This is a genomic window from Marinobacter sp. SS21 (assembly GCF_028369065.1).
Classification (GTDB): Bacteria; Pseudomonadota; Gammaproteobacteria; order Pseudomonadales; family Oleiphilaceae; genus Marinobacter.
The window spans coordinates 20,362-42,595 of sequence record NZ_JAQNDA010000008.1 but is presented as its reverse complement, the minus strand read 5'-3'; the positions used below and the strand labels follow the sequence as shown (position 1 = coordinate 42,595).

General features: G+C 59.3%; 22 protein-coding genes and 1 tRNA gene. 2 read left to right on the top strand and 21 right to left on the bottom strand.

Going from position 1 to position 22,234, the window contains the following annotated elements:
• Positions 1–45: 45 nt before the first annotated feature.
• The 3 genes from iscR to trmJ form a co-directional block, all read right to left on the bottom strand.
• Entirely contained in the window at positions 46–543 is a 498-nt protein-coding gene (iscR, locus tag N6L25_RS12045) for a Fe-S cluster assembly transcriptional regulator IscR (protein WP_271980613.1), read from the bottom strand.
• A gap of 78 nt (positions 544–621) precedes the next feature.
• Positions 622–1,395: a serine O-acetyltransferase gene (cysE, locus tag N6L25_RS12040; RefSeq protein WP_271980611.1), complete on the bottom strand. Its 774-nt coding sequence runs from the start codon at positions 1,393–1,395 to the stop codon at positions 622–624.
• Entirely contained in the window at positions 1,388–2,254 is an 867-nt protein-coding gene (gene trmJ, locus N6L25_RS12035) for a tRNA (cytosine(32)/uridine(32)-2'-O)-methyltransferase TrmJ (RefSeq protein WP_271980609.1), read from the bottom strand. Before trmJ ends, cysE begins: the two co-directional genes overlap by 8 nt.
• Positions 2,255–2,489: 235 nt before the next feature.
• Here trmJ and N6L25_RS12030 point away from each other — a divergent pair, with 235 nt between their 5' ends.
• Positions 2,490–3,272, top strand: coding sequence for an inositol monophosphatase family protein (locus N6L25_RS12030; protein WP_271980607.1), 783 nt, complete (start codon positions 2,490–2,492; stop codon positions 3,270–3,272).
• A gap of 112 nt (positions 3,273–3,384) precedes the next feature.
• Here the strand turns inward: N6L25_RS12030 and secF are convergent, their stop codons facing one another.
• From secF to N6L25_RS11940, 18 genes are all read right to left on the bottom strand, one after another.
• Positions 3,385–4,338 carry a protein translocase subunit SecF gene (gene secF, locus N6L25_RS12025; protein ID WP_271980605.1) on the bottom strand — a complete coding sequence of 318 codons (954 nt, stop codon included), beginning with the start codon at positions 4,336–4,338 and terminating at the stop codon, positions 3,385–3,387.
• Complete coding sequence (gene secD, locus N6L25_RS12020; protein ID WP_271980603.1) at positions 4,331–6,205, bottom strand: protein translocase subunit SecD; 1,875 nt, start codon at positions 6,203–6,205, stop codon at positions 4,331–4,333. Before secD ends, secF begins: the two co-directional genes overlap by 8 nt.
• A gap of 56 nt (positions 6,206–6,261) precedes the next feature.
• Positions 6,262–6,624, bottom strand: coding sequence for a preprotein translocase subunit YajC (gene yajC, locus N6L25_RS12015; RefSeq protein WP_271980601.1), 363 nt, complete (start codon positions 6,622–6,624; stop codon positions 6,262–6,264).
• A 54-nt stretch (positions 6,625–6,678) separates the two neighbouring features.
• Positions 6,679–7,800, bottom strand: a complete 1,122-nt coding sequence (gene tgt / locus N6L25_RS12010; RefSeq protein ID WP_271980935.1) for a tRNA guanosine(34) transglycosylase Tgt — start codon at positions 7,798–7,800, stop codon at positions 6,679–6,681.
• A gap of 14 nt (positions 7,801–7,814) precedes the next feature.
• Positions 7,815–8,891, bottom strand: a complete 1,077-nt coding sequence (gene queA / locus N6L25_RS12005; protein ID WP_271980599.1) for a tRNA preQ1(34) S-adenosylmethionine ribosyltransferase-isomerase QueA — start codon at positions 8,889–8,891, stop codon at positions 7,815–7,817.
• Between the two features lie 98 nt (positions 8,892–8,989).
• Positions 8,990–9,076, bottom strand: a tRNA-Leu gene (locus N6L25_RS12000).
• Between the two features lie 104 nt (positions 9,077–9,180).
• Positions 9,181–10,767 carry a flagellar hook-associated protein FlgL gene (gene flgL, locus N6L25_RS11995; RefSeq protein WP_271980597.1) on the bottom strand — a complete coding sequence of 529 codons (1,587 nt, stop codon included), beginning with the start codon at positions 10,765–10,767 and terminating at the stop codon, positions 9,181–9,183.
• Between the two features lie 17 nt (positions 10,768–10,784).
• On the bottom strand, positions 10,785–12,836 hold the full coding sequence (gene flgK / locus N6L25_RS11990) for a flagellar hook-associated protein FlgK (RefSeq protein ID WP_271980595.1): 2,052 nt from the start codon (positions 12,834–12,836) through the stop codon (positions 10,785–10,787).
• A gap of 5 nt (positions 12,837–12,841) precedes the next feature.
• Positions 12,842–13,852 (bottom strand): flagellar assembly peptidoglycan hydrolase FlgJ, encoded by a 1,011-nt coding sequence (gene flgJ, locus N6L25_RS11985; RefSeq protein WP_271980594.1) that lies wholly within the window; start codon positions 13,850–13,852, stop codon positions 12,842–12,844.
• An 8-nt stretch (positions 13,853–13,860) separates the two neighbouring features.
• Positions 13,861–14,958 carry a flagellar basal body P-ring protein FlgI gene (locus N6L25_RS11980; RefSeq protein WP_271980592.1) on the bottom strand — a complete coding sequence of 366 codons (1,098 nt, stop codon included), beginning with the start codon at positions 14,956–14,958 and terminating at the stop codon, positions 13,861–13,863.
• Positions 14,955–15,659: a flagellar basal body L-ring protein FlgH gene (flgH, locus tag N6L25_RS11975; RefSeq protein ID WP_271980588.1), complete on the bottom strand. Its 705-nt coding sequence runs from the start codon at positions 15,657–15,659 to the stop codon at positions 14,955–14,957. The genes N6L25_RS11980 and flgH overlap by 4 nt, the downstream gene beginning before the upstream one ends.
• A 47-nt stretch (positions 15,660–15,706) precedes the next feature.
• Positions 15,707–16,495 carry a flagellar basal-body rod protein FlgG gene (gene flgG / locus N6L25_RS11970; protein WP_271980587.1) on the bottom strand — a complete coding sequence of 263 codons (789 nt, stop codon included), beginning with the start codon at positions 16,493–16,495 and terminating at the stop codon, positions 15,707–15,709.
• A gap of 81 nt (positions 16,496–16,576) precedes the next feature.
• Positions 16,577–17,329: a flagellar basal body rod protein FlgF gene (locus tag N6L25_RS11965; protein ID WP_271980585.1), complete on the bottom strand. Its 753-nt coding sequence runs from the start codon at positions 17,327–17,329 to the stop codon at positions 16,577–16,579.
• Between the two features lie 141 nt (positions 17,330–17,470).
• Positions 17,471–19,354 (bottom strand): flagellar hook protein FlgE, encoded by a 1,884-nt coding sequence (locus N6L25_RS11960; RefSeq protein WP_271980583.1) that lies wholly within the window; start codon positions 19,352–19,354, stop codon positions 17,471–17,473.
• 32 nt (positions 19,355–19,386) lie between these two features.
• Positions 19,387–20,058 carry a flagellar hook assembly protein FlgD gene (locus tag N6L25_RS11955; RefSeq protein WP_271980581.1) on the bottom strand — a complete coding sequence of 224 codons (672 nt, stop codon included), beginning with the start codon at positions 20,056–20,058 and terminating at the stop codon, positions 19,387–19,389.
• A 15-nt stretch (positions 20,059–20,073) separates the two neighbouring features.
• A complete protein-coding gene (gene flgC / locus N6L25_RS11950) occupies positions 20,074–20,520 on the bottom strand; it encodes a flagellar basal body rod protein FlgC (protein ID WP_271980579.1) in 447 nt (148 codons plus the stop codon).
• Positions 20,521–20,584: 64 nt separating this feature from the next.
• Complete coding sequence (gene flgB, locus N6L25_RS11945; protein WP_271980577.1) at positions 20,585–20,983, bottom strand: flagellar basal body rod protein FlgB; 399 nt, start codon at positions 20,981–20,983, stop codon at positions 20,585–20,587.
• Between the two features lie 223 nt (positions 20,984–21,206).
• Positions 21,207–21,758, bottom strand: coding sequence for a nitroreductase family protein (locus N6L25_RS11940; protein ID WP_271980574.1), 552 nt, complete (start codon positions 21,756–21,758; stop codon positions 21,207–21,209).
• A gap of 164 nt (positions 21,759–21,922) precedes the next feature.
• Here N6L25_RS11940 and N6L25_RS11935 point away from each other — a divergent pair, with 164 nt between their 5' ends.
• A complete protein-coding gene (locus tag N6L25_RS11935; protein ID WP_271980572.1) occupies positions 21,923–22,234 on the top strand; it encodes a DUF962 domain-containing protein in 312 nt (103 codons plus the stop codon).

Here is a 22,234-nt window from a genome sequence, read left to right as displayed (position 1 = left end):
AATTGGTTTCACACTGACGATTTGATTCACACCAGCGGATTGGTCTTACACCGGCGCACGATCGGAAAGGCGCTCGGTATTGATGGTCTCGGACGCTTCGAGTTCCTGGCGACGGTCCTGGCGGGCAGCCACATCCTGAATCTCGCGCTTGCTCATCAGATCGGCCAGGCTGATTTCACTGAGGAACTGGTGGATCTGGTTGCTGAGGTCGGACCAGAGGTGATGGGTCAGACATTTCTCACCCTTCTGGCAGTCACCCTTATTGCCACAACGGGTGGTATCCAGCGATTCGTTGACGGCATCAACCACTTCGGAAATGAAAATGGCATCGGTACTGCGGCTTAAGCGATAACCACCACCCGGCCCTCGAACGCTGGCCACCAATTGATGACGACGCAGACGAGAGAACAACTGCTCCAGATAGGAGAGGGAAATCTCCTGGCGCACGGAAATATCAGCCAGACTTACCGGCCCCTCACCGCCATGCAGCGCAAGATCCAGCATGGCGGTCACGGCGTACCGGCCCTTGGTGGTCAGTCGCATAGATAGAGCCTCGACGGTGCGAGTATAGAAGCGTGAAGGCTTTTGAGTATGAATTGACCGACTATTTCAGTCAAGTATTCAGCGCCCCTTGCTTCTTTCATCCCGCACGCAGTCAAAATCAGTGTCATCCAGCGGCGGCAAAGCACCGTTTCGGTACTCCGCATCAACCTTTTGCAGTGCCTTGCACATGTTTTCGATGCGGTCATCCACCGCGTGCATATGATCCAGCAGACTGCGCATGGCACGGGCCATGGGGTCCGGCATCTCATCGGTGACGCCATAGGCATCAAACCCCATACGCTCTTCCATCTCCCGCCGACGAACATCCTGATCGGATTTCTGCTTGACGATCACCCGCCCCGGAATACCGACCACCGTGGCGCCCGGCGGCACCTCTTTGGTGACCACAGAGTTAGAGCCAATCTTTGCTCCCTCCCCGACTTCAAAGGGCCCCAGGATTTTGGCGCCAGCACCAACCACCACACCATTACCCAGGGTCGGGTGTCGCTTGCCCTTATTCCAGCTGGTTCCGCCGAGAGTGACGCCCTGATAAAGAGTGACGTCATCGCCGATCACCGTGGTTTCTCCGATGACCACCCCCATTCCGTGGTCGATAAAGAAGCGCCGCCCGATCTGCGCGCCGGGGTGAATCTCGATGCCGGTCAGCCAACGGGCCAGAGTCGATATGGTCCGGGCCAGCCACTTCAACCCCAATCCCCACAGCCAGTGAGAGAGTCGGTGGAACAAAAGCGCATGGAGCCCCGGGTAGTTGGTCAGCACCTCAAAGGTATTGCGTGCCGCCGGATCCCGGTGGAACACGCTTTGTACATCTTCCTTCAGTCCTTCAAACATGATTGTCATCCTGCGTGTCGGTTGATGCGCCGGGTGTGGCTTCGGCAGCACCCTTGCCTTTGCTTCCGGCCGCTTTCTGGACCGCGGTCAGTACACCCCGGAGGATATTGATCTCCATCTGGTCCATCTGTGCCCGTTGAAACAGCCGGCGCAACCGAGTCATCAGCTGTCGCGGGTTGTCCCGACGGTGGAACGCGATGTCCACCAGTGTAGACTCCAGATGGCCAAAAAATCCTTCCACGTCTTTGACCGACGCCAGCGGCACATCCCAACCCTCGTCCACCGGCGAAGTCATGGATCCTAGATAGGGTTTGCTTTCCCGTTCTTCAAGACAACGCAGATAATGCATCCGCATCTCGTAGCAGACCACTTGCACTGCCATCGCCAGGTTCAGTGAGCTGTAATCCGGATTCGATGGAATATGGATGTGGAAATGGCAGCGTTGAAGTTCGTCATTGCTCAAGCCATGATTCTCACGCCCGAACACCAGCGCCACCGGCCCCCGTTCGGCATGCTCAGCGGCCTTCTCGACCGCCTGGGGAGGCGCTATCACCGGCCAGGGCACCTTGCGCCCTCTAGCGCTGGTTCCCATCACCAGCACACAGTCCTCGATGGCCTCGTCGAGGCTGGTGACCACCCGCGCGGCGTCCAGCACATCCGAAGCGCCGGATGAGCGGGCGTAGGAAGCCTCGTCAGGGAACGACACCGGATTGACCAGCCAAAGATTGGAAAGCCCCATGTTCTTCATCGCCCGTGCTACCGCTCCGATATTGCCCGAATGGGAAGTTTCAACGAGGACAATGCGGACCTGATCGTAATTGGACTGGGCGGCTTCACCCGGGAGTGCTTGCTTGAGCATGAACACAAATCTCTGTAGGTCGGAAAAAACAGCCATGATACCAGAATCCGGCATCGAACAGCCCGTTCGCACTTGCCGAAACTTTACCGGCGCGCCCATTCAGACCACCAGAAATGGCGGGCTATCCGTGACATTGCGAAGTCGAAAAACGTACAAGGCCCGAGCAGGTTTTGGTATGATACGCGACCTTCCATACACCCAGGTATTGTACAGTCTGATGCAACCAGCAATTAAAATGGCTCTGCGCGTCGCGCGACAGGGTTCGGATTATCTGAAAGCCCATTTCGAACGCCAGGATCTTGCGGAAAAGGACCCGATTGAGCTCGGCCGTCAACTCGACCGTGTCGCTCAGTCCATCTACGAGAACTTTTCCGAGCAGCTTCAAAAGGCCTACAAAGACCATGTAATTGCGCCAATCAATGAAGCTGACGCCGGCGATGCGGATTACTCCTGGCATATTTTCCCGGTACTGGGGCGGGAAAATTTCCTGCGGAGTCTTCCTGACTTTGCGCTGGCGATGATCCAGAAAAAGAGCAATCGCACTGAGAACCTGCTGCTGGTCAATCCAGTGACCGGCGAGGAGTACAGCGCCAGCCGAGGCCAGGGCGCAGCCCTCAACAGCCGCCGCGTACGCACCAGCACCACCCGCAGCCTGGCTTCCGCCAGCCTGGTCACCAACCTGCTGGACCAGTGCAAAGGTTCAGACGACCCGCTGCTGTGGGGTGAACTGACGGCCAGCCTGGCACAACAATCCGGCAACCTGCAGACTTCGGGCTGCACCTCGCTCGACATTGCCCGTGTCGCAGCTGGACGCCTGGATGCGGCGGTGATCTTCCGCCCGGAGCGGGAAGATCTCGCCATCGGCCTCACCATCGCCCTGGAGTCCGGCGCCCTTGCTGGTGATTTTTCCGGCAACCCGTCCACCAGCGGCGCCAAGCAATTGGTGATTGCCAACCCCAAGCTGTTCAAGGAAATGCTCAAAACCCTGCACCCGTTTCAGAGCCGCCTGCCCCGTTAATTCCCGGGCCCGCTCTCGGGATAGAGACCCCACGGTCCGTCGAGCGCAACAGCCAGCTACAAAAAAGGCCGCCCCGGTGTCACCGGCGCGGCCTTTTTTGTTGGCACCAACACTACATCCGGTTAAGCCATTCCGGCGGCTGCTCTTCTTCCTCAGCCTCGCCCGCACCCTCCTTCGGCGGAATGACCATATCCTCCCGGGTAACGCCCAGCGCCACCAGCAGGTTGGCGGAGACATAGATGGAGGAGTAGGTACCGACCACCACACCGATGATCAGCGCAATCGCGAAGTTATTGATCGCCTCACCACCCAGGAAAAACAGCGCAAACAACACCACCAAGGTGGTACCGGAGGTATTGATGGTACGCCCGATCGTCTGATGGATGGACTCGTTGATGATCTGCTCGGAGTCCCCCACCCGCATCTTTCGGAAATTTTCCCGAATACGGTCCGCCACCACGATAGTGTCGTTCAGAGAGTAACCGATCACCGCCAGCAAGGCCGCCAGCACACTCAGATCAAAGGTCCACTGGAACAGGGAAAAAATCCCCAGAATAATGATGACGTCGTGAGCCAGAGGCAGCACCGAGGCAATACCGAATTTGAACTGGAAGCGCATACCCACGTAGATGAGCACCACCGCCAATGCAATCAGCAGACCCAGGCCGCTGTCTTCCTTGAGTTCCTCCCCCACCTGGGAGCCGACGAACTCGGAACTGATCAATTTAAGCTCATCCCCCCCGGCCGTCAGCGTGGCTTCGATCTCTTCCGCCAACTTGTCGTTCCGGGACTCCGCCAACCGCACCAGCACCAGGTTATCGTCACCGAAATTCTGGACCACGAACTTTTCGTAGCCGGCTTCAGTGAGGGTGGCGCGAACGTCTTCCAGCGCCGGCGGCTTCTGGTACTCCAGCTCCACCGAGGTGCCGCCGGTGAAGTCCAGACCCAGATTGAGCCCCCGCACCGCCAGTAGCGCGATAGCAGCCACCACCAGGAAAATAGAAACTGCGGAAGCAATCTTCCGCAACCCCATGAAGTCGAACGGTTTCTTATCTGAATCAGACATTAGCAAGCTTCCCTCCGATCGACAGTTTTTCAACCTTGCGTCCGCCGTACACCAGATTCACGATGCTGCGACTGACCATCAGACCAGAGAACATGGACGTCAGGATACCCAGGCAAAGGGTGACCGCAAATCCTTTCACTGGCCCCGATCCCATGGCAAACAGAATGACCGCCACCAGCAAGGTGGTGATGTTGGCATCAAAGATCGACACAAACGCCCGCGAGTAACCGGCGTTGATTGCCGACTGGGGCGGAACCCCGGCCCGCAGTTCTTCACGGATTCGCTCGAAGATCAGTACGTTGGCATCCACCGCCATACCTACCGTCAGTACAATACCGGCAATGCCCGGCAGGGTCAGCGTGGCGGACAGGATGGACATACAGGCCACCAGCAGCATCAGGTTCAGGGTCAGCGCGAAATTCGCCACCAAACCAAAGCCCCGGTAGTAAACCAGCATGTACAGCAGCACCAGGGCAAAACCGAGCGCAACCGACATCACGCCAGCGTCGATGTTCTTCTGTCCCAGGGACGGCCCAATGGTCCGCTCCTGAACGAAATACATGGGCGCCGCCAGTGAGCCGGCCCGCAGCAACAGCGCCAGCTCGGAAGCCTCCGGAATGGAATCGAGTCCGGTGATGCGGAAGCTGCTACCCAGCGCGGACTGAATGGTCGCCAGACTGATGATGCTGCGCTCGACGATGCGCTTTTCGACCGTCTGCACCTTGCCATCAACAATCTGTTCGTCCGTTTCGGTTTTGAACTCAATGAACAGCACCGCCATTCGGCGCTTGATGGCATTACGGGTGGCCCGATGCATCAAGTCACCACCGACAGCATCCATGGTGATGTTCACCTGAGGCTGGCCGTTTTCGTCAAACGCCTGCTGGGCATTGGAAACATTGTTTCCGGTGACAATCACTTCGCGCTCGAGCCGCGCCGTACGGTTTTCGTTATCCCGGAACGGATAGACTTCTGTGGTACTGGTGGCCGCATCCGGGCGAGCCTCAAGGCGGAACTCCAGATTGGCGGTTGCACCCAGGATACGCTTGGCCTGGGCGGTGTCCTGCACGCCCGGCAGTTCAACGATGATGCGATCCGCGCCCTGGCGCTGCACCAGCGGCTCAGCCACACCCAGTTCGTTAACCCGGTTACGGATGGTCGTGAGGTTCTGCTCGAGGGCGTAGTCCTGAATGGACTTGACCTCGGCCTCTGACAGCGTCAGAACCAGCAGGAGCTGACCGCCCTCGGTGCGCTCATCCAGCAGGAACTGGTTGTGCTGCCGCTTGACCAGGTTGAAGGCCTCATCCCGCGCCGATTCGTCCCGAAAACTGAAAACGATGTCCCGCTGCCCCTGCCGCTCGCCACCACGGTAGCGAATTCGTTCGTCACGCAGCTCCCGCTTGATCTGACTGGCCATGGCCTCCAGACGCTGCTCCAGGGCGGAATCCATATCCACTTCCAGCAGGAAATGGACGCCACCGCGCAGGTCCAGTCCCAGCTTCATAGGACCGGCCCCCAGGTTGCGGAGCCAGTCCGGGGTCGATGGTGCCATGTTCAGCGCCACCAGATACTCCCGGCCCAGTGTGGCCTGAACCAGCTTTCGCGCGTCCGGCTGATCTTCGGCGCTGGTCAGACGAATCAGACCGTTGCGCTCCTGCAAGGCGGAGGACTTGATATCGATACCAGCGTCCTCGAGGGCACCAAGGGCGCGATCGAGCGCGCGCTGGTCAACCTCTGTGCTACTACGGGCACCGGTAATTTGCACCGCAAAATCGTCCGGATACAGATTGGGCAGTGCGTATACGAACCCGATCACCAGGGCAAAGAGGATGATCAGGTTTTTCCATAACGGATACTTGTTAAGCATGAGATCCCTTGTGTTGACCAGTCGTCGAACTCACTTCGTCAGTATCAGACGGCGACTCAGATGTCCTTCAGGGTACCCTTCGGCAGTGCCGCGGCAACCGCAGCCTTCTGAACCTTGACTTCGACGTTGTCGGCAATCTCAACCGCGATAAAGTCGTCGCCAACCTTGGTGATTTTGCCGGCCACGCCGCCGGAGGTCACGATCTCGTCGCCTTTGTTCAGACCGGACATCAGGGCCTTATGCTCTTTGGCGCGCTTGGACTGGGGACGCCAGATCAGCAGGTAGAAAATCAGGATAAAACCAGCAAAGAAGATAATCTGCCCCATTACGCCCATCTGGCCAGCACCCGGCTCCTGTGCCAGCGCGATGCCCGGCAGAACAACACCCAGTGCGGTAACCAACAGTTTGATCAAGTTCATTCAGTTTCTCCGTTCAATAAAGTAGGAATGTCGTCCCTCTATATAGGGGCGTTATCAGGAATCCCCAAGAGGCGGTACCGCCTCGCCCCTGCGGGCATAAAAGGCCTCAATAAAGTCGGACAATGTACCTGCTTCAATGGCCCCGCGCAAACCGGCCATCAGGTTCTGGTAGTACCGCAGGTTATGGATGGTATTCAGCTGCGATCCGAGCATTTCTCCACATTTATCCAGATGATGGAGATAACTCCTCGAGAAATTCTCGCAAGTGTAACAATCACACTGATCATCCACCGGAGACGTGTCATGACGATGACGGGCATTACGGATCTTGACGATGCCCGTAGAGGTAAACAGATACCCGTTACGGGCATTACGTGTCGGCATCACGCAGTCGAACATATCAACGCCACGCCGCACCGCTTCAACAATGTCTTCCGGCCGCCCGACGCCCATCAGATAGCGGGGCTTGTCGGCAGGCATTTGCGGCGGAAGGTGGTCAAGAATGCGAATCATGTCCTCCTTCGGTTCACCCACCGACAGCCCTCCGATGGCGTAACCGTCGAAGCCGATGGCGGTCAGCCCCTCAAGGGACCGCTGCCGCAGCTGCGGGTACATGCCACCCTGCACGATGCCGAACAACGCGGCAGGGTTATCGCCATGGGCTTGGCGACTGCGGGCCGCCCAGCGAAGCGACAGCTCCATGGACTCCCGGGCCTGCTTTTCCGTTGCCGGATACGGGGTGCATTCATCAAAGATCATGACGATGTCAGAGCCCAGATCCCGCTGCACGCGCATGGCAATTTCGGGATTCAGCTCCACCGGGGAACCATCTACTGGTGAGCGGAAGGTGACGCCCTGCTCGGTAATTTTGCGCATCTCCCCCAGACTGAACACCTGGAAGCCGCCAGAGTCGGTAAGGATCGGACCTTGCCACTGGGTAAAGTCGTGCAGATCGCCATGGCCCCGGATCACCTCGGTACCGGGACGCAGCATCAGATGAAAGGTGTTGCCCAGGATGATGTCGGCGCCGATTTCCTCGATATCCCGCGGCAGCATTCCCTTGACCGTGCCATAGGTGCCCACCGGCATGAAGGCGGGGGTTTCTACAACCCCCCGAGGGAAAGTCAGACGTCCGCGACGGGCCCTGCCGTCCTCGCCGAGTTTCTCAAACGACATAAAGCTGCCACTAGTCACGTTACCTCTCCCGACGGTGCCGATGCAGTCAGAGAACCCAGGCTGGGTTCCTGGCCGGTAATGAACATTGCGTCACCGTAGCTGAAAAAGCGGTAACGCTCTCGAATAGCTTCCTGATACGCTGCCATCACATGCTCGTAGCCGGCAAACGCGCTCACCAGCATGATCAACGTGGATTCGGGCAGGTGAAAATTGGTGACCATGGCATCCACGGTTTGGAATCGGTAGCCAGGGTGAATGAAGATGTCCGTTTCGCCACGAAAAGCCCGCAGCACGCCACCACGACTGGCAGATTCCAGCGACCGAACCGAGGTGGTGCCCACCGCAATGACTCGACCACCTTTCTCTCGGGTCCGACGAACCGCATCGACCGTCTCCTCCGGCACATGCACCACTTCACTGTGCATCACGTGCTCTTCCACCCGATCGACACGGACCGACTGAAAGGTACCCGCACCCACGTGCAGGGTTACGAACGCCGTCTTGATGCCCTGCTTGCGGAGTTGCCCGATTAGTTCATCGTCGAAATGCAGTCCGGCGGTAGGTGCCGCCACGGCGCCGGCTTGTTGGGCGTAAACGGTTTGATAACGCTCCCGGTCCGACTGCTCGTCCGGTCGGTCCACATAGGGCGGCAGCGGCATATGGCCGGTGCGCTCCAGCACCTCGATAACCGGCTCCGCCGCCTCGCAGGCCAATACGAACAAGGCATCCCGACGCTCTCGCATCACCAACACGGTGCCGTCTTCAACCAGGATACGCTGACCCGGTTTAGGCGCTTTGGAGGCACGAACATGGGCCAGTAGCTGGTGTTCATCCAGCACCCGTTCCACCAGGATCTCCACCTGGCCACCGGTTTCCTTGCGGCCAAACAGCCGCGCGGGAATTACCCGGGTATTGTTGAATACCAGCAAGTCGTCGGGCTGGAGCAGCGCGGGCAGGTCGCGGAAATGCAAATGCCTGGTGTGTCCGCTCAACCCATCCAGGGTCAGCAGACGCGAAGACGTGCGCTCGGGCAACGGGTAGCGGGCGATGAGTTCGTCCGGCAGATCAAAATGAAAATCGGAGACATTCATCGGAAGGACTGTTCTATGAAGCCAGGGACTTTGAGTGCCTGCATCGAAGACGTTCGGCTCGGCAGGCGCGCCACGGCATAAGTCTTGTTTGAAAAAAGTGGTACCAGCGGGCGGACTCGAACCGCCACGCCCGTGAAGGCGGGGGATTTTGAATCCCCTGTGTCTACCAATTTCACCACGCTGGCATCGGAGAGATTGCGAATTATACTGACGCGCGCAGTGAAATCAACACAATGCGAGCTTTTATTATCGCCTGACCAGGCCCTGCCCTGGCAAAGCGTGCTTCAGCCTAGAGCCGGTCGAACAACGACAGCCTTGAGACCTGGGCAAAAGATGCCTGCGCGGCCTCCAGCACAAAGCTCTGGAAGCTCAGTGTGCTGATGGCCTCGGCGTAGTCCACGTCTTGTAGCTGGGAGCGGATGTCCTTGGTGTAGATGGATGAATCCTCCAGAAACACCGTTGTCGACTCTACCGCATTCAGGCGACCACCAATCTCAGTCTGAGTAAGCAGCACGCTGTCCTGGGCATTGTCCAAATTGATCAGCGAGTCTGCGATCAGGTCATCGAAGGCCTGCTGGCCGCTGCCGAAGTTTGCGGTCGTCACCCCGACTCCGCCCGTCACACTGAGATCCTGGAACTTGGCACCGCTGACGGTCAGATCGCCAGTCCAGGTGGTCACAGGCGGATCGACACTTTCGTCATCCGCCGATACCCGCAAGTCCTGGCCGATGGAGGTGATGGTGAGCTGGCCCGAATCGATCGCCGCGGTGATTCCCAGTTCCTCGAGTTCGAAATTGGTGTTGATGGCGCTCTGCAGATCAGCAATGGTGTCGCCCGCCGTGAAGGGGCCCAGCTCAATGCCATTGATGTACAGCAGGTCACCGGTGTTGGGTATGAAGCCGGTGGCTCCGTCGATGGTGGCGGTTGCCGGCGTCTTGGGTTGATTTTCCAGGCCATAGATCAGTTTTTCGACACTGGTAAACAGCGATTGCTTATTGGTGGTCTTGATATTGAACTCGTCGTTCAGCTGGGCACCGGTGATCTCGAACTGAATCCCCTCAACCACAATACTTCCACCGCTGGTATAGGCGCCAGCGGCAATCACCGGCTTGGGTTCGGGGTCACTCTTGGTCACCACCTCGTAATTCAATCCGCCTGCGCCATCGTCCTGAAATCGGACGATCAGATCATCGCCATTGATGCTGCTGACGAAGTCGTCGTACACCTGCTGGTCCAGCACCATACCGGTACTGATCTGGGCGCCGGACAGGTTATTGGGGCTGGCTTCGGCAAAGAAGGTGGTGTGGGCACTGGGAATATCAACGAAGATGCCCTTGCCATGGTCACTGATGGCCACACTCACGCCTTCGTCGATTTCCAGTTGCAGCTGCCCCTCATCGCCCTGGTACACGTAATGCCCGGAGATGTTCTGGCCAAACGCCGGCTTTTCCCCCTGGAAGCCACTGAAAATGTACTCCCCGGAGGCATCCCGGGTGTTCCCCAGCGTGGCGAGCTGGTCCAACCGCTGCCGCAGTTCGGCGGCAATGGAAATACGATCATTCTTCGACAGAGTGGCGTTGCCGGCCTGTACCGTCAGTTCCCGCACCCGCTGGACCACATCGACCACACTGGCCAGCGCGGCTTCTTCCTGGTTCAGGCGGTTCTCCGCCAGCCCGGCATTACGCTGGAACTGCTCGATGCGCGCCACCTCCTGATCCAGCTTGAGAATACGGGCGGCCGCCACCGGGTCGTCCGACGGCCGGTTGACCCGTTTGCCGGTGGAAATCTGTTCCTGGGTCTGCTGCAGGTTGCTGTTCGCGGTCTGCATCCGGCTGATGCCACCTGAAAAGATCTGCTGTGAAGATATCCGGATCATGATGTCACTCCCTCGGCCTACCTGAACGTTGACAGCAAGGTATCGAACAGGCTCTGAGCCACGCTCATAACCTGGGCCGATGCATTGTACGCGGCCTGGAACTGGATCAGTCGACCGGCCTCTTCGTCCAGGTTGACCCCGGACACGGATTCCCGCTGCGCGGTGGACTGCTCAAGCAATGTCTGACTGGCATCCAGATCGAGCTGGCTCTGCCGGGTCTGCACACCAACGCTCTCCACCAGACCAGCGTAACCCTCGGTGAAACTTTGGGTGCCGCCATTCATGGTGTTGGCGGTAGCCAGCATCGCCATTTTCTCGGCGTTTCGGTTATCGGAGACCCCGTCAGTGTTGTAGTCGATAAAGAAGCTGTCTCCGGGTTGCGGATCGCCGTTGATGGAGAACTGGAAGCCGCGGTAGTTTGGATCCTGGGGATCCTCGCTGAACAGATCGTTGGAGATCCCCTGCTGAAACACGTTTTGCGGAGGCGTTGCAGACGCATCGCCCGCCACCAGCACATTGCTCGGATCGGTGGCGTCGAGGATGTCGTACACCAGGGTGCCACCGTCATCGCGGAAACGGATTTCCAGCGGCGGGCTGAGCTGGCCCTGGGTCTGGAACTGTGGCAACGTGCCATTGGACAAGGGGTTGCGGACATTCAGCATCTCCCCCTGATCGATCACACCGGTGCCGCCATTACCGATATCAGCCTCAGCACGGACCGGGCTGGCAAAGGCCAGATCTTCCTCCCGCTCGACCTCCAGTTCGATAGATTCTGCCGCCAACCGGGTTGGTTGAATCAGGTAACTGTCACCGGCATTAAAGGTTCCGCTGTCGATCTGGATGTTGAAGCCCGGCATGGAGATTTCCGCCGGCAACGGATCGGGCAGCCGCCCCTGATTGACGGTGCGGCCCGTGGCTCGATCCACCACTTCGAAATCGCGGCCGTCGCCGCTGAAGCGCAGGTTCCAGGACCCGGCAGGCAGTTCACTGCTATCGCTGATCTCGACACCCAGGACCCCGTCTTTGGGCGGCAGGTTATTGGCGTTGGCAATCACCCGGCTGCGTCGGGCAGCGTCGGAATTGATGTCGGAAAAGAACAGCCCGCCCAGATCGCCGTTGAGATCCATGCCGATCTCATGCTGGTGATTGAGATTATCCGCCAGCGCGACGGCGACCCGGCCAAGCTCATCGAATGCCGGCTGCAAAGCCTCTCGCTCGAAGCGCCGCAAGCCGCCGAGTGCGCCACCGTTAACCTGCTCGTCGATGGCCATGGTGCGGCCGGCGGTGGTGAGGGTGTACTCCAGGGTGGTCGGGTCTTCCGGACTGTTCCGGGTTCCCAGCCGGGAGGCCTCCACACCAATCACCAGCGGCTGACCGTTGGGCAGCAAGACGTTGACCTGACCGCCGTCGACCGGCACAACCCGTACCCCAAGCAGCTCCGACAGCTCCCGCAGTTTTTCATCGCGCTTGTCCAGCAACTCGTTTGGCATATGGCCCTGGGCGAGTCCAGGGGACTCCGAGATGGCCAGGTTCAAGTCGGCAATGCTGGCGATGAGGGTATTGGCATCTTTTACCCCCTGCTCCATCTGAGTCTTGATGGATTCGCGTTGCTGGATAAATTCCTGCTGTAGCGCGCGAAAGCGATCCACCACCGCCTGAGCCTCGCTCAGCACAAGCTGCCTTTGAGGCAGCGAGGCCGGGTCCTCCGAGGCGCTCTGCAAACTGGAAAACAGGTTGTTCAACACCTTGTTAAGGCCGGTGGTCTCGCCACCGAGCAGGTTATCCAGCCGGCTCAACTCCGCATTCAAGACCTCTTGCTCGGCAAACAGCGAGGTGTCGGAGCGTACCTGGCCCACCAGGAACTCGTTAGCGATGCGGCGAACGTCCGAGATATTGACCCCGGTGCCAATGGTGCCGGCGCCGGTACGTCGGCCGGGCTGGGTTTCGAAGATAACTTCCTGGCGGCTGTACCCGGCCGTGTTGGCATTGGCGATGTTGTTACCGGTGGTATTCAGGGCGGATTGATGCCCCAGCACACCGGTGAGACCAATATTGATCAGACCTGCCATAGCGTTTACTCCTCAGCCCCCAAGGACAACTGGACGTTGCCCGTCGGGCTGGCAAACTGATCGCCGCTCAAAATGCGGCGAATCTTGTTGGCGTAGTTCGGGTCGGTGGCGTAGCCCGCCTCCTGCAAGCGCTGGGCAAACAGCTCTGGATTGTCAGCAGCGGCCAGCACCTCACGATAACGGGGATTGGATTCCAGGAACGACACGTAGTCCCGAAAACTGGCCTGGTAATCCGGATAGGCGCGGAATGCCGCCTGCTCACTGAGCTTCACTCCTTCCCGGTATTCCGAGGTGGTGATATCGACCGCCGGGCCCGTCCAGCGCTGATCGGCCTTGATACCGAACAGGTTGTAACTGGGCTCACCGCTCTCCCCTTCGATCATGTGGCTTCCCCAGCCGGTCTCCAGCGCCGCCTGCGCCACCATCAGCCGGGGGTCGATACCGGAGCCTGCCGCGACCTGCCGGGCAATTGGCAACAGCTGCCGGACAAACTGCCCCGGGGAGTCGAAACGCCTGGGCGTCTGGGCGTTGTCAGCAGGACCTTCGTTGGCGAGCGCTGGAGTGCTTGCCTCTCCAGCTATCTGGCTCACCTCCGTCAGCCGCTCGGGCAGTCCACGGGACAGCGCCGGTAAACTGCGATCATAATCGGCCAGGGTCCGGTGTCGGGAGGCGCCCGGTTCCCCGGCATCGGTCATCCCGGGAATCTGGCGGCTGAGCTGGCGCACCAGTGTGTCAGTCAGCCCCAGGCCCTGGTTCGAGGACAGTGTCAGACTCAGCTGGTTGTCGAACATGTCGCGGTAGAACTGCGACTGCTGGCTATTCAGGTAATTGCCCTCGGCAAAGACATCACCGGCCTTGCGCATCGACTTCAGCATCTCAGTGAGGAACAACCCTTCAAACTGCCCGGCCACTTCCCGCAACGCCGCCTGCTTGTCTGTGCGCGCCTGCGCCTTCAGCGCATTGAGGCCGCTGAATTCGGTGTAAATCTGGGTTTGCTGAAGCCGAGGGTCCTGCATCACACCACCTAGATGACAATCAGCTCGGCGCGCAAGGCGCCGGCCTGTTTGAGCGCTTCCAGCACCGCCATGACGTCGCCGGGAGCGGCGCCAACCTGGTTAACGGCCTGTACGATGTCATTCAGGGTGACCGCCGGCCCGAACTGGAACATCCGCGCCGGATCTTCGGTTACCACAATCTGGGTATTGGGGGTCACCACGGTCTCACCTTCGGAGAACGGACCGGGCTGGCTCACCTCCGGATTCTCTTCAATGGTCACGGTCAGGTTGCCGTGGGTGATCGCCGCCGGGCTAACCTTCACGTTCTGGCCCACCACGATGGTTCCGGTGCGGCTATTAATCACCACCTTGGCGGCATCCTCGGCCGGATTCACCTCCAGATTTTCAAGGATAGAGAGAAAGCTGACGCGCTGGGATGGGTCTCGCGGCGCTTTCACCGAAATCGAGGTGGCGTCGTGGGCGTAGGCCATGTCCGGCCCCAACAGTGCGTTAATGGCATCCACCACCCGGCGAGCAGTGGTGAAATCCGCACGCAACAGATTGAAGGTGATGGTGTCGCCGCGACTGAACGGCGAAATCACTTCCCGCTCGATGGTCGCTCCGTTGGGAATCCGACCGACGCTGGGTACGTTGACCGTGATCCGGGAACCGTCAGCACCGGAGGCACCAAAGCCCCCCACCACCAGACTCCCCTGTGCCATGGCGTAGACCTGGCCATCAGCCCCTTTCAGGGGGGTCATCAACAAACTGCCGCCCCGCAGGCTGTCGGCATTGCCGATGGATGACACCGTAATGTCCAGCTCCTGGCCGGGCTTGGCAAACGCGGGCAAGGTGGCATGCACCATCACCGCCGCCACGTTGGCCAAATTGGGATTGGTGCCTTCCGGCAGGGTGATACCGAACTGGTTCATCATATTGCGGAACGTTTGGTTGGTGAACGGTGCCTTGTCACCGGAGCCGTCGAGCCCAACCACCAGGCCATAGCCCACCAACTGGTTACTCCGCACGCCCTTGATCCGGGCCAAGTCCTTGAGCCGGTCAGCCATCACTGGAGCCGCCACCAAGGCCAGCAGCACAACGATCAGGCAGGATTGACGCAGTCTCATAACGGCCACCATTCGGAGTTGAAGAACCGGGCCAACCACCCCATTTGGTTGGCCTGATCAAAGTCGCCGGTACCACCGTAGGCGATACGGGCATCGGCAATTCGGTTTGAAGCGATGGTGTTGTTCGGAGAAATATCCTGTGGTCGCACCAGTCCGGTGAGCCGGATGTATTCATCGCCATTAGTGAGCGAGATCCATTTCTCGCCCCGTATCCGTAACACGCCATTGGGCAGCACTTCGGTGACCGTCACCGTGATGCTGCCATCCAGGCTGTTGCTCTGGTCGGCTTCCGCCTGGCCTTCAAAATCCCGCTCGTAGTTGGCGCTGGCGTTCAAACCGATATTGGCCTTGCCAAACAGCACCGGCTCCGGAAGGCTCAGTTCGCTGTCCTTGGTGATACTGCTCTCCGCCGACTTACTGGCTTCGGTGGACTCCTGCAACGTTACCGTGAGGATATCCCCCACGTTGAGCGCCACGGTATCGCCGTAAAAATTGTAATTGCGGGACGACTGATAGATCGCACCAGAGTGTGGATCCCGAGTCATCATGGCCTGGGCCCGGACCGGCGCATAGGCGGGATCGTCGGGCATGGCCCGCGGCCGGGTTGCAGCCGCACAGCCCTGCAACAGAATCAACGCGGTTACCAGCACTAAGGTCCCCCCTGGTGTTCGCGTCGCTGGCTTCTGGCTGATCTCGTTCATAGCGCTTCCCTCTTTGACCCCGTTACCGCTCTGGCCCCTGACCTCGGTTAGCCGATGTTATTGGTCACAAACTGCAGCATCTGGTCGGTGGTCGACACCACCTTGGAGTTCATCTCATAGGCGCGCTGAGTGGTGATCATATTCACCAACTCCTCAACCACCTCCACGTTCGAGGCCTCCGTCATGCCCTGCTCAACCGTACCCAACCCGCCAATACCCGGCTCGCCTTCGGCGGGATCACCACTGGCGTTGGTTTCCCGGAACAGGTTGTTGCCGATGGCCTGCAGGCCCTGAGGGTTGATGAAGTCCACCAACGTGATCTCGCCCAGATTCACCGGGCCGGCCTGGTTATTCACCACTGCGCTGACCGTGCCGTCCTTGCCAATGGTGATGCTGGTAGCGTTCTCGGGCACGGTGATGTTGGGTTCCAGCGGGTAGCCGTCCGGGTTGACGATTTCACCATCGGCGTTGAGCTGGAACTGGCCATCCCGGGTGTAGGCGATGTCGCCGTCCGGCAACAGCACCTGGAAAAAGCCCCGACCGTTAACCGCCATGTCCAGTGGTTGCTCGGTCACCTGCAGATTGCCCTGGGAAAACTGCTTGGCCGTGCCGACCACCCGGACACCGGTTCCCAGCTGCAGCCCCGAAGGCAGCTCCGAATTCTGCCCGCTGAGCCCACCGGGTTGCCGGTTGATCTGATACAGCAGATCCTGAAACACGGCCCGGTCCCGTTTGAACCCGGTGGTGTTGACGTTGGCCAGGTTGTTGGAAATGGTGGACATATTGGTGTCCTGTGCGCTCAACCCGGTCTTGCTCACCCACAGTGCTGGATGCATGGTCTACTCCTTACCGACAGCGGTTGGCAGCGGCCAGACTTTGCCGCTTTGCCGCCTCCGGTGACTGGTCATGGATCGTTATCAAAGGTTCTGCAACAGTCGTGCCGCTGCCTCGGAATTGTCATTGGCGGTCCGCATGACCTTGATCTGCATCTCGAACTGGCGGGACAGCTGCAGATTGGCGATCATCTCTTCCACCGCATTCACGTTGGAGCTTTCCAGGAATCCGGAAGCCACCCGCAAGCTGGCATCGGCCGGCTCCACACCGCCCAGTGCCTGATCGGGCTTACGGCGCATATAGCCATCCTCCCCTTTCTCCAGCGCATCGGCCGGCGGGTTGACCAGCTTCAACCGATCCACCGCAACCAACTGATCCGGAGGACCGCCCACAGGGATCACGGAAATAGTGCCATCGGCGCCGACCTGAACGTTCTCGAACGGCGGCAGCGCCACCGGTCCACCGTTACCCAGCACCAGATCCCCAGCGCCGTTTCGCAACAGGCCATTGGTATCAATCTGGAAGCTGCCGGATCGAGTGAACGCTTCCTGGCCCTGGCGGTTCTGTACCGCCAGCCAGCCATTACCATCCACGGCCACATCGAGCTTGCGCCCGGTTTCCATCAGCGCGCCGGCGGAAAGATCGGTCCCCGGCCGCTCAGACATGGCGTAGGCCCGGGTCGGATGGTGTTCGCCAAACACCGGCATGCTGCGGGCCTGGGCAAAATCCCGTTTGAAGCCCGTGGTATTGGCGTTCGCCAGGTTGTTGGCGTGGGCCCGTTGCGACAGCATGTTCTGCTTGGCGCCGGACATCCCGATATAGAGCGACTTATCCATTGGGAAAACTCCTGCCGGATTTTTGACTGTTTAAGGTCTTGATGCAGGAGCCATGCCAGAATTGGCGAGAGGGGCCAAGGATGTTCAGGATCAGCGGAAGCGCGGCGACTCGTTGAGCCGCGCTCCCGCCAGGGACCCGAGTTACCTCAGGTTGATGATGGTCTGGGTGATGGCATCGGAGGTTTCGATGGTCTTTGCGTTTGCCTGATAGTTACGTTGCGCAATGATCAGGTTGACCAGTTCCTCAGACAGATCGACATTGGACTCTTCCACCGAACTTGCCTTGATCGCGCCGAGGGTGCCAGTTCCGGGCTGGCCGATGATGGGCTGTCCAGACTCGAAGGTTTCCACCCAGGTGGTCTCACCCACCGGACTGAGGCCATCGGTGTTGTTGAATGTGGCCAACGCCACCTGCCCCAAGGCCTGTGATTGACCGTTGGTGTAGCGGGCAAACAGCACCCCCTCATCGGACACGTCCAACCCGGATAGTCGGCCGGTGGTAAACCCGTTCTGGCGCTGATCGTTAACCCCGAAAGCGCTGCCATACTGGGTGGTGTCCGACAGGTCGATCACAAAGGCCGAACTGGTAGGAGGGTCCGGCAGCGGCGTGGTGGTGACCACCCCCGGCGCGGGCGGGCCGTCCGCGCCATTGGGCTGGCCGTCGGAGTCCTTGGGAGTCCAATCAGTCACCAGGATCTGGCCACTGATGTCGCCGTCAATGGATTGTAGCGTACCGTCCTGATCAAACTGCGCCTGAATCGGGGTTTGATCGGTGCCGCTCACGAACTCGCCATCGATCTGCAAGTAGATAGACCACTGACTGGCGCCAACACCGCTGCCCGGAGCCTGATCCTTGACGAAAAACTGGGTCAGCACATGGGGGTTGCCCAGACTGTCGTATATGGTAGTGGACGTAGCATGGTTGTAAGTGCGCTGGTCCTGGGGATTGAATTCGTTGGTTATTTGCAGGGTACGTCCGTCCCATGCGGTGCCGAAAGTGCTGGTATCGGAGGTGATGTCGGTGACCTCCCGGCCCGTTTGCACCCGCACCGTGCCCAACTGAGTCTGCGGGCCAACGGCGCCGGCAGTGTTGGCGTAGTTGGTGGTCAGGGTCTGGCCGCGGTTGTCCACCAGGCGCAACTCACCAGCCACCACGGTTGCCGTGACCGTATTGGCACTCGAATTGTTGATGGCATCCGCCAGCGAGTCGAGATCGGTGACACCGGTGGTATCGATCGGCACCTGAACGCCTTCCAGCTCCAGGTCGAACGTGAAGTTACCCACCGCGATGAACGCATCATCCAACCCCGCCACGGTCATGTCCGTGGTGGCTGAGGCACTGACACCGTCTTCCTGGGCAAAAATACCGGCCACCTGTGCGGCCGAGGAGCCGGCCGGAATTTGCACGTTTCTCTGGGTACCATCGCTGTAGGTCAGGGTGACGATTTCGGCGGGAAACGAGGTGCTGCCGGCGCCCAGCTCCGCCTCGCCCACCTCCGCCAGCACAGAGACCCGCTGTTCCAGCACCTCTTCACGCGAGTCAAGGTTGAGGTCAGTTTCGAGATTGGTGGTGCGACGCGGCGCCAGGTTTGCGGTATCGATGCGCAGATCGTCGCGAATACCCGACAGATTGCCGTCGTCATCCGCCTGAAACCCCTGAACGCGCATGTTCTGGTTGTTGATGACAAAACCATCCTTGTCCACGCCAAACTGACCGGCCCGCGAGTATCGAATCTCACCACCATTGTTCAGGACAAAGAATCCGTCGCCATTGATGGCGAGATCCAGGCCGTTATCGGTAAAGCTGATATTGCCCTGACCGAAATTCTGCTTGACGTCCTGCACCCGAACGCCATCCCCGATGGGGTTGGTCCCGGCGCTGAGAAATCCGCTGGCATACAGATCCCCGAACTGAGCACGACTGCTCTTAAAGCCGACCGTGCTGGCATTGGCAATATTATTGCCGGTGACATCCAGATCAACGGACGCCGCCCGCAAGCCGCTGAGTCCCGTATTGAAAGCCATGTTACACCTCGCTAGTTCAGGGCCTATCTACCCTAATTAATCTGGTACACGTCAGAGAGCGCAATCGAACCCATGCTGGCCAGGTTCAGGGTGATTTCACCGGCACCACCCAAAGACACGCTGTCCACATTGGCGCTGATCAGGGTCCCCAGCTGCTCAACCCCACCCGGGTAGCTGCCTTCGGCCACTACCTCGTACTTGCCGGGCGGCAAAGCGTCGCCGTCAGCGTTGGTGCCGTCCCAGCTGAACGCGTGGTAACCGGTCTGGGCGCTGCCCAGGTCCAACTGACGAACCAGCTCGCCGGCGCTGTTTTTGATGGACACTCGCAAGTTGGAAGTGGTCGCCTGCACCGCGACATTGCCACTCAACTCCCCGCCGGCCTCCAACTGCCCCGCCGTTCCCGGTACCAGTACGGATCGGCCGACCATGGCGGAGGCCTGCAGGGCCTGGGCAGACCGGAACTCCCCAACCATATTGTCCAGCGATCCGGATACCTTCTGCATTTCTTCCAGCGAGCTGAACTGGGCCAGCTGGGCGATAAACTCACCGTTGGCCTGGGGTTCCAGCGGGTTCTGATTTTTGAGCTGGGCCAGCATGAGCTCCATGAACTCGGTCTTGCCCAGTTCACTCTTCGCCGGCGACTGAGACTGCAACTGATACTGGCTCAAAACATCGCCGGCAACCGTGCCGTTTACTGTGGTCATTGGTCGACTCCCAAATTACTGCTGACCCAGGGTCAAAATGCGCTGCATCATCGATTTCGCGGTGTTCATCACGTCCACATTCATTTCAAAGCTACGGGACGACGACATCATGTCGGCCATCTCCTCCACCACATTGACGTTGGGGTAGAAAACATAGCCTTCCTCATCTGCGGCCGGATGGGACGGCTCAAAACGCATCTGCAGCTCAGCGTCGCTTTCGACTATACCTTCAACCCGAACGCCCGCACCCGCACCCTCTGGGGCAAAACCGGTCCCGGCTTGACCGGGATTGAGCAAACTCTGCTGAATGGTCGCAAACACCGGTTTGCGAGCGCGATAGGTGGTGTCAATGCTGGAACTGGCAGTCTCGGCGTTGGCGATGTTGGAGGCGGTGGTATTCAACCTCAGCGACTGCGCGGTCATACCGGAACCGGCAATATCGAAAATGTTTCCAAGGGACATGGCGACTCTCCTGTGCTGATTCGACTGCACTAACTCGACGCGTTTACTCAACTGGCCTCAAGACCTACTCACCCTTGATCGCCTTGGTCAAGCCGGCAAATTTACTGTTAAGGAACTGGAAGCTGGCCTGGAAATCCATCGCGTTACGCATGAACAGGCTTTGCTCCAACTGACTGTCCACCGTGTTGCCATCGATGGAAGGCTGATGCGGGTTGCGGTACAGCAATTCCGGCGTCCCTGGGGCTGCGGACGTGTCCATATGCTGATCGTCGGTGCGAGTCATCTGCATACCGCTGATCTGGCCCTGGGCCTGTTCCATCATGGCCCGGAAATCCACATCCCGAGCCTTGTATCCCGGTGTGTCGGCGTTGGCCAGATTGTTGGCCAGCACCTCGGCGCGCTGGACTCTTGCCTGCAGCGCGTGCTGGTGAATGCCTAATGCCATATCCAGTGAAATCGCCATACCGCCTCCGTAACATTGCGCCGCGCGGCAACGTGAAGGTTGGCGCTGCGTGGTTTCCAAAGACCAAGCAAGCAGGGTGCCAGTTTTTTAGCTGTGGCCAACCTCAAGGGATTGGCAGGAGGTAACGGGGAAAGCGGAGTGAGATGAGTAGGGGCAGTGCCGCGGCAAAAGCCGGAAAAGCGGCAAAGTCTTTCCCCTGCCGGTTACGGCAGGGGGCGGGCTATCAAGGCTTCGCTGGCCAGCTGGATACCAGCTCAGACATGATCGGCCGGGGAACGGCCGGCTTCTCGCTGCTGACCGAGCCCACATACAGAAACCCTGCAATGGATTCGTGCTCCGCCAGCCCCAACCCCGACTTGACTTGGGAATCGTAAGCCAGAGCCCCGGTTCGCCACATGCCGCCATAGCCGGCCTCATTCAGCGCCAGCAGCAGGTAGCCCATGCCAACCGCCGTCGACATGGACTGCTCGATCTGCGGCACCTTGGGGTGCGGTTTGGGCGAGGTAATGCCCACAATCACCATTGGCGCCCGAAGCGGCATCTTGCGCAACTTGTCCCTGGCCTCCTCGGAATCCCCGGTGCGGGCGTAGAGTTCACCCAGGGCGTGCAGCCCCTCCCCTTCAATGATCAGATAACGCCAAGGCCGCAACAGCGCATGATCCGGGGCCCGGAACGCACATTCGAACAGCCGTGCCAGCTCGTCCGCCGACGGGGCCGGAGCGGACAGTCTCGGTTCCGAGCTGCGTTGAAGAATGGCCTCAATTACATCTGTCATAATGAACCCCGATAATCGACAGTAGTGGACGTTTTTTCACGAACTGCGCAAAACTGCCAGAATTGTCGTGCACACGCAATGCTGTTAGTCTTTAGTCGTAGAATGGTCTGCCCGGATTCCGCCGGAACTCCAGCAGAACGATCAAATCGTTTGGAAGAACAATAATGAGCAGTGATCGCGCCTTCAGCTCCTTTGCCGAGTTTTACCCGTTTTACCTGGAAGAGCACAGCGACCCCACCTGTCGTCGCCTGCATTACCTTGGCAGTACACTGGTATTACTGGTGGCCGCATACGCCCTGCTGTCGGGCCGGCTGGTCTACCTGTGGCTGCTGCCGGTGATCGGCTACGGCTTTGCCTGGATCGGCCATTACCTGTTCGAGAAAAATCGCCCGGCAACCTTCAAATACCCACTGTACAGCCTCCTGGGCGACTGGGTCATGTTGAAAGACATGCTAATTGGCCGAATCCGGTTCTAG

Excerpts from the sequence above, each read along its gene's own strand:
- iscR (WP_271980613.1), bottom strand. The coding sequence starts at position 543 with ATGCGACTGACCACCAAGGGCCGGTACGCCGTGACCGCCATGCTGGAT.
- cysE (WP_271980611.1), bottom strand. The coding sequence starts at position 1,395 with ATGTTTGAAGGACTGAAGGAAGATGTACAAAGCGTGTTCCACCGGGAT.
- trmJ (WP_271980609.1), bottom strand. The coding sequence starts at position 2,254 with ATGCTCAAGCAAGCACTCCCGGGTGAAGCCGCCCAGTCCAATTACGAT.
- N6L25_RS12030 (WP_271980607.1), top strand. The coding sequence starts at position 2,490 with ATGGCTCTGCGCGTCGCGCGACAGGGTTCGGATTATCTGAAAGCCCAT.
- secF (WP_271980605.1), bottom strand. The coding sequence starts at position 4,338 with ATGTCTGATTCAGATAAGAAACCGTTCGACTTCATGGGGTTGCGGAAG.
- secD (WP_271980603.1), bottom strand. The coding sequence starts at position 6,205 with ATGCTTAACAAGTATCCGTTATGGAAAAACCTGATCATCCTCTTTGCC.
- yajC (WP_271980601.1), bottom strand. The coding sequence starts at position 6,624 with ATGAACTTGATCAAACTGTTGGTTACCGCACTGGGTGTTGTTCTGCCG.
- tgt (WP_271980935.1), bottom strand. The coding sequence starts at position 7,800 with ATGTCGTTTGAGAAACTCGGCGAGGACGGCAGGGCCCGTCGCGGACGT.
- queA (WP_271980599.1), bottom strand. The coding sequence starts at position 8,891 with ATGAATGTCTCCGATTTTCATTTTGATCTGCCGGACGAACTCATCGCC.
- flgL (WP_271980597.1), bottom strand. The coding sequence starts at position 10,767 with ATGATCCGGATATCTTCACAGCAGATCTTTTCAGGTGGCATCAGCCGG.
- flgK (WP_271980595.1), bottom strand. The coding sequence starts at position 12,836 with ATGGCAGGTCTGATCAATATTGGTCTCACCGGTGTGCTGGGGCATCAA.
- flgJ (WP_271980594.1), bottom strand. The coding sequence starts at position 13,852 with ATGCAGGACCCTCGGCTTCAGCAAACCCAGATTTACACCGAATTCAGC.
- N6L25_RS11980 (WP_271980592.1), bottom strand. The coding sequence starts at position 14,958 with ATGAGACTGCGTCAATCCTGCCTGATCGTTGTGCTGCTGGCCTTGGTG.
- flgH (WP_271980588.1), bottom strand. The coding sequence starts at position 15,659 with ATGAACGAGATCAGCCAGAAGCCAGCGACGCGAACACCAGGGGGGACC.
- flgG (WP_271980587.1), bottom strand. The coding sequence starts at position 16,495 with ATGCATCCAGCACTGTGGGTGAGCAAGACCGGGTTGAGCGCACAGGAC.
- N6L25_RS11965 (WP_271980585.1), bottom strand. The coding sequence starts at position 17,329 with ATGGATAAGTCGCTCTATATCGGGATGTCCGGCGCCAAGCAGAACATG.
- N6L25_RS11960 (WP_271980583.1), bottom strand. The coding sequence starts at position 19,354 with ATGGCTTTCAATACGGGACTCAGCGGCTTGCGGGCGGCGTCCGTTGAT.
- N6L25_RS11955 (WP_271980581.1), bottom strand. The coding sequence starts at position 20,058 with ATGACCACAGTAAACGGCACGGTTGCCGGCGATGTTTTGAGCCAGTAT.
- flgC (WP_271980579.1), bottom strand. The coding sequence starts at position 20,520 with ATGTCCCTTGGAAACATTTTCGATATTGCCGGTTCCGGTATGACCGCG.
- flgB (WP_271980577.1), bottom strand. The coding sequence starts at position 20,983 with ATGGCGATTTCACTGGATATGGCATTAGGCATTCACCAGCACGCGCTG.
- N6L25_RS11940 (WP_271980574.1), bottom strand. The coding sequence starts at position 21,758 with ATGACAGATGTAATTGAGGCCATTCTTCAACGCAGCTCGGAACCGAGA.
- N6L25_RS11935 (WP_271980572.1), top strand. The coding sequence starts at position 21,923 with ATGAGCAGTGATCGCGCCTTCAGCTCCTTTGCCGAGTTTTACCCGTTT.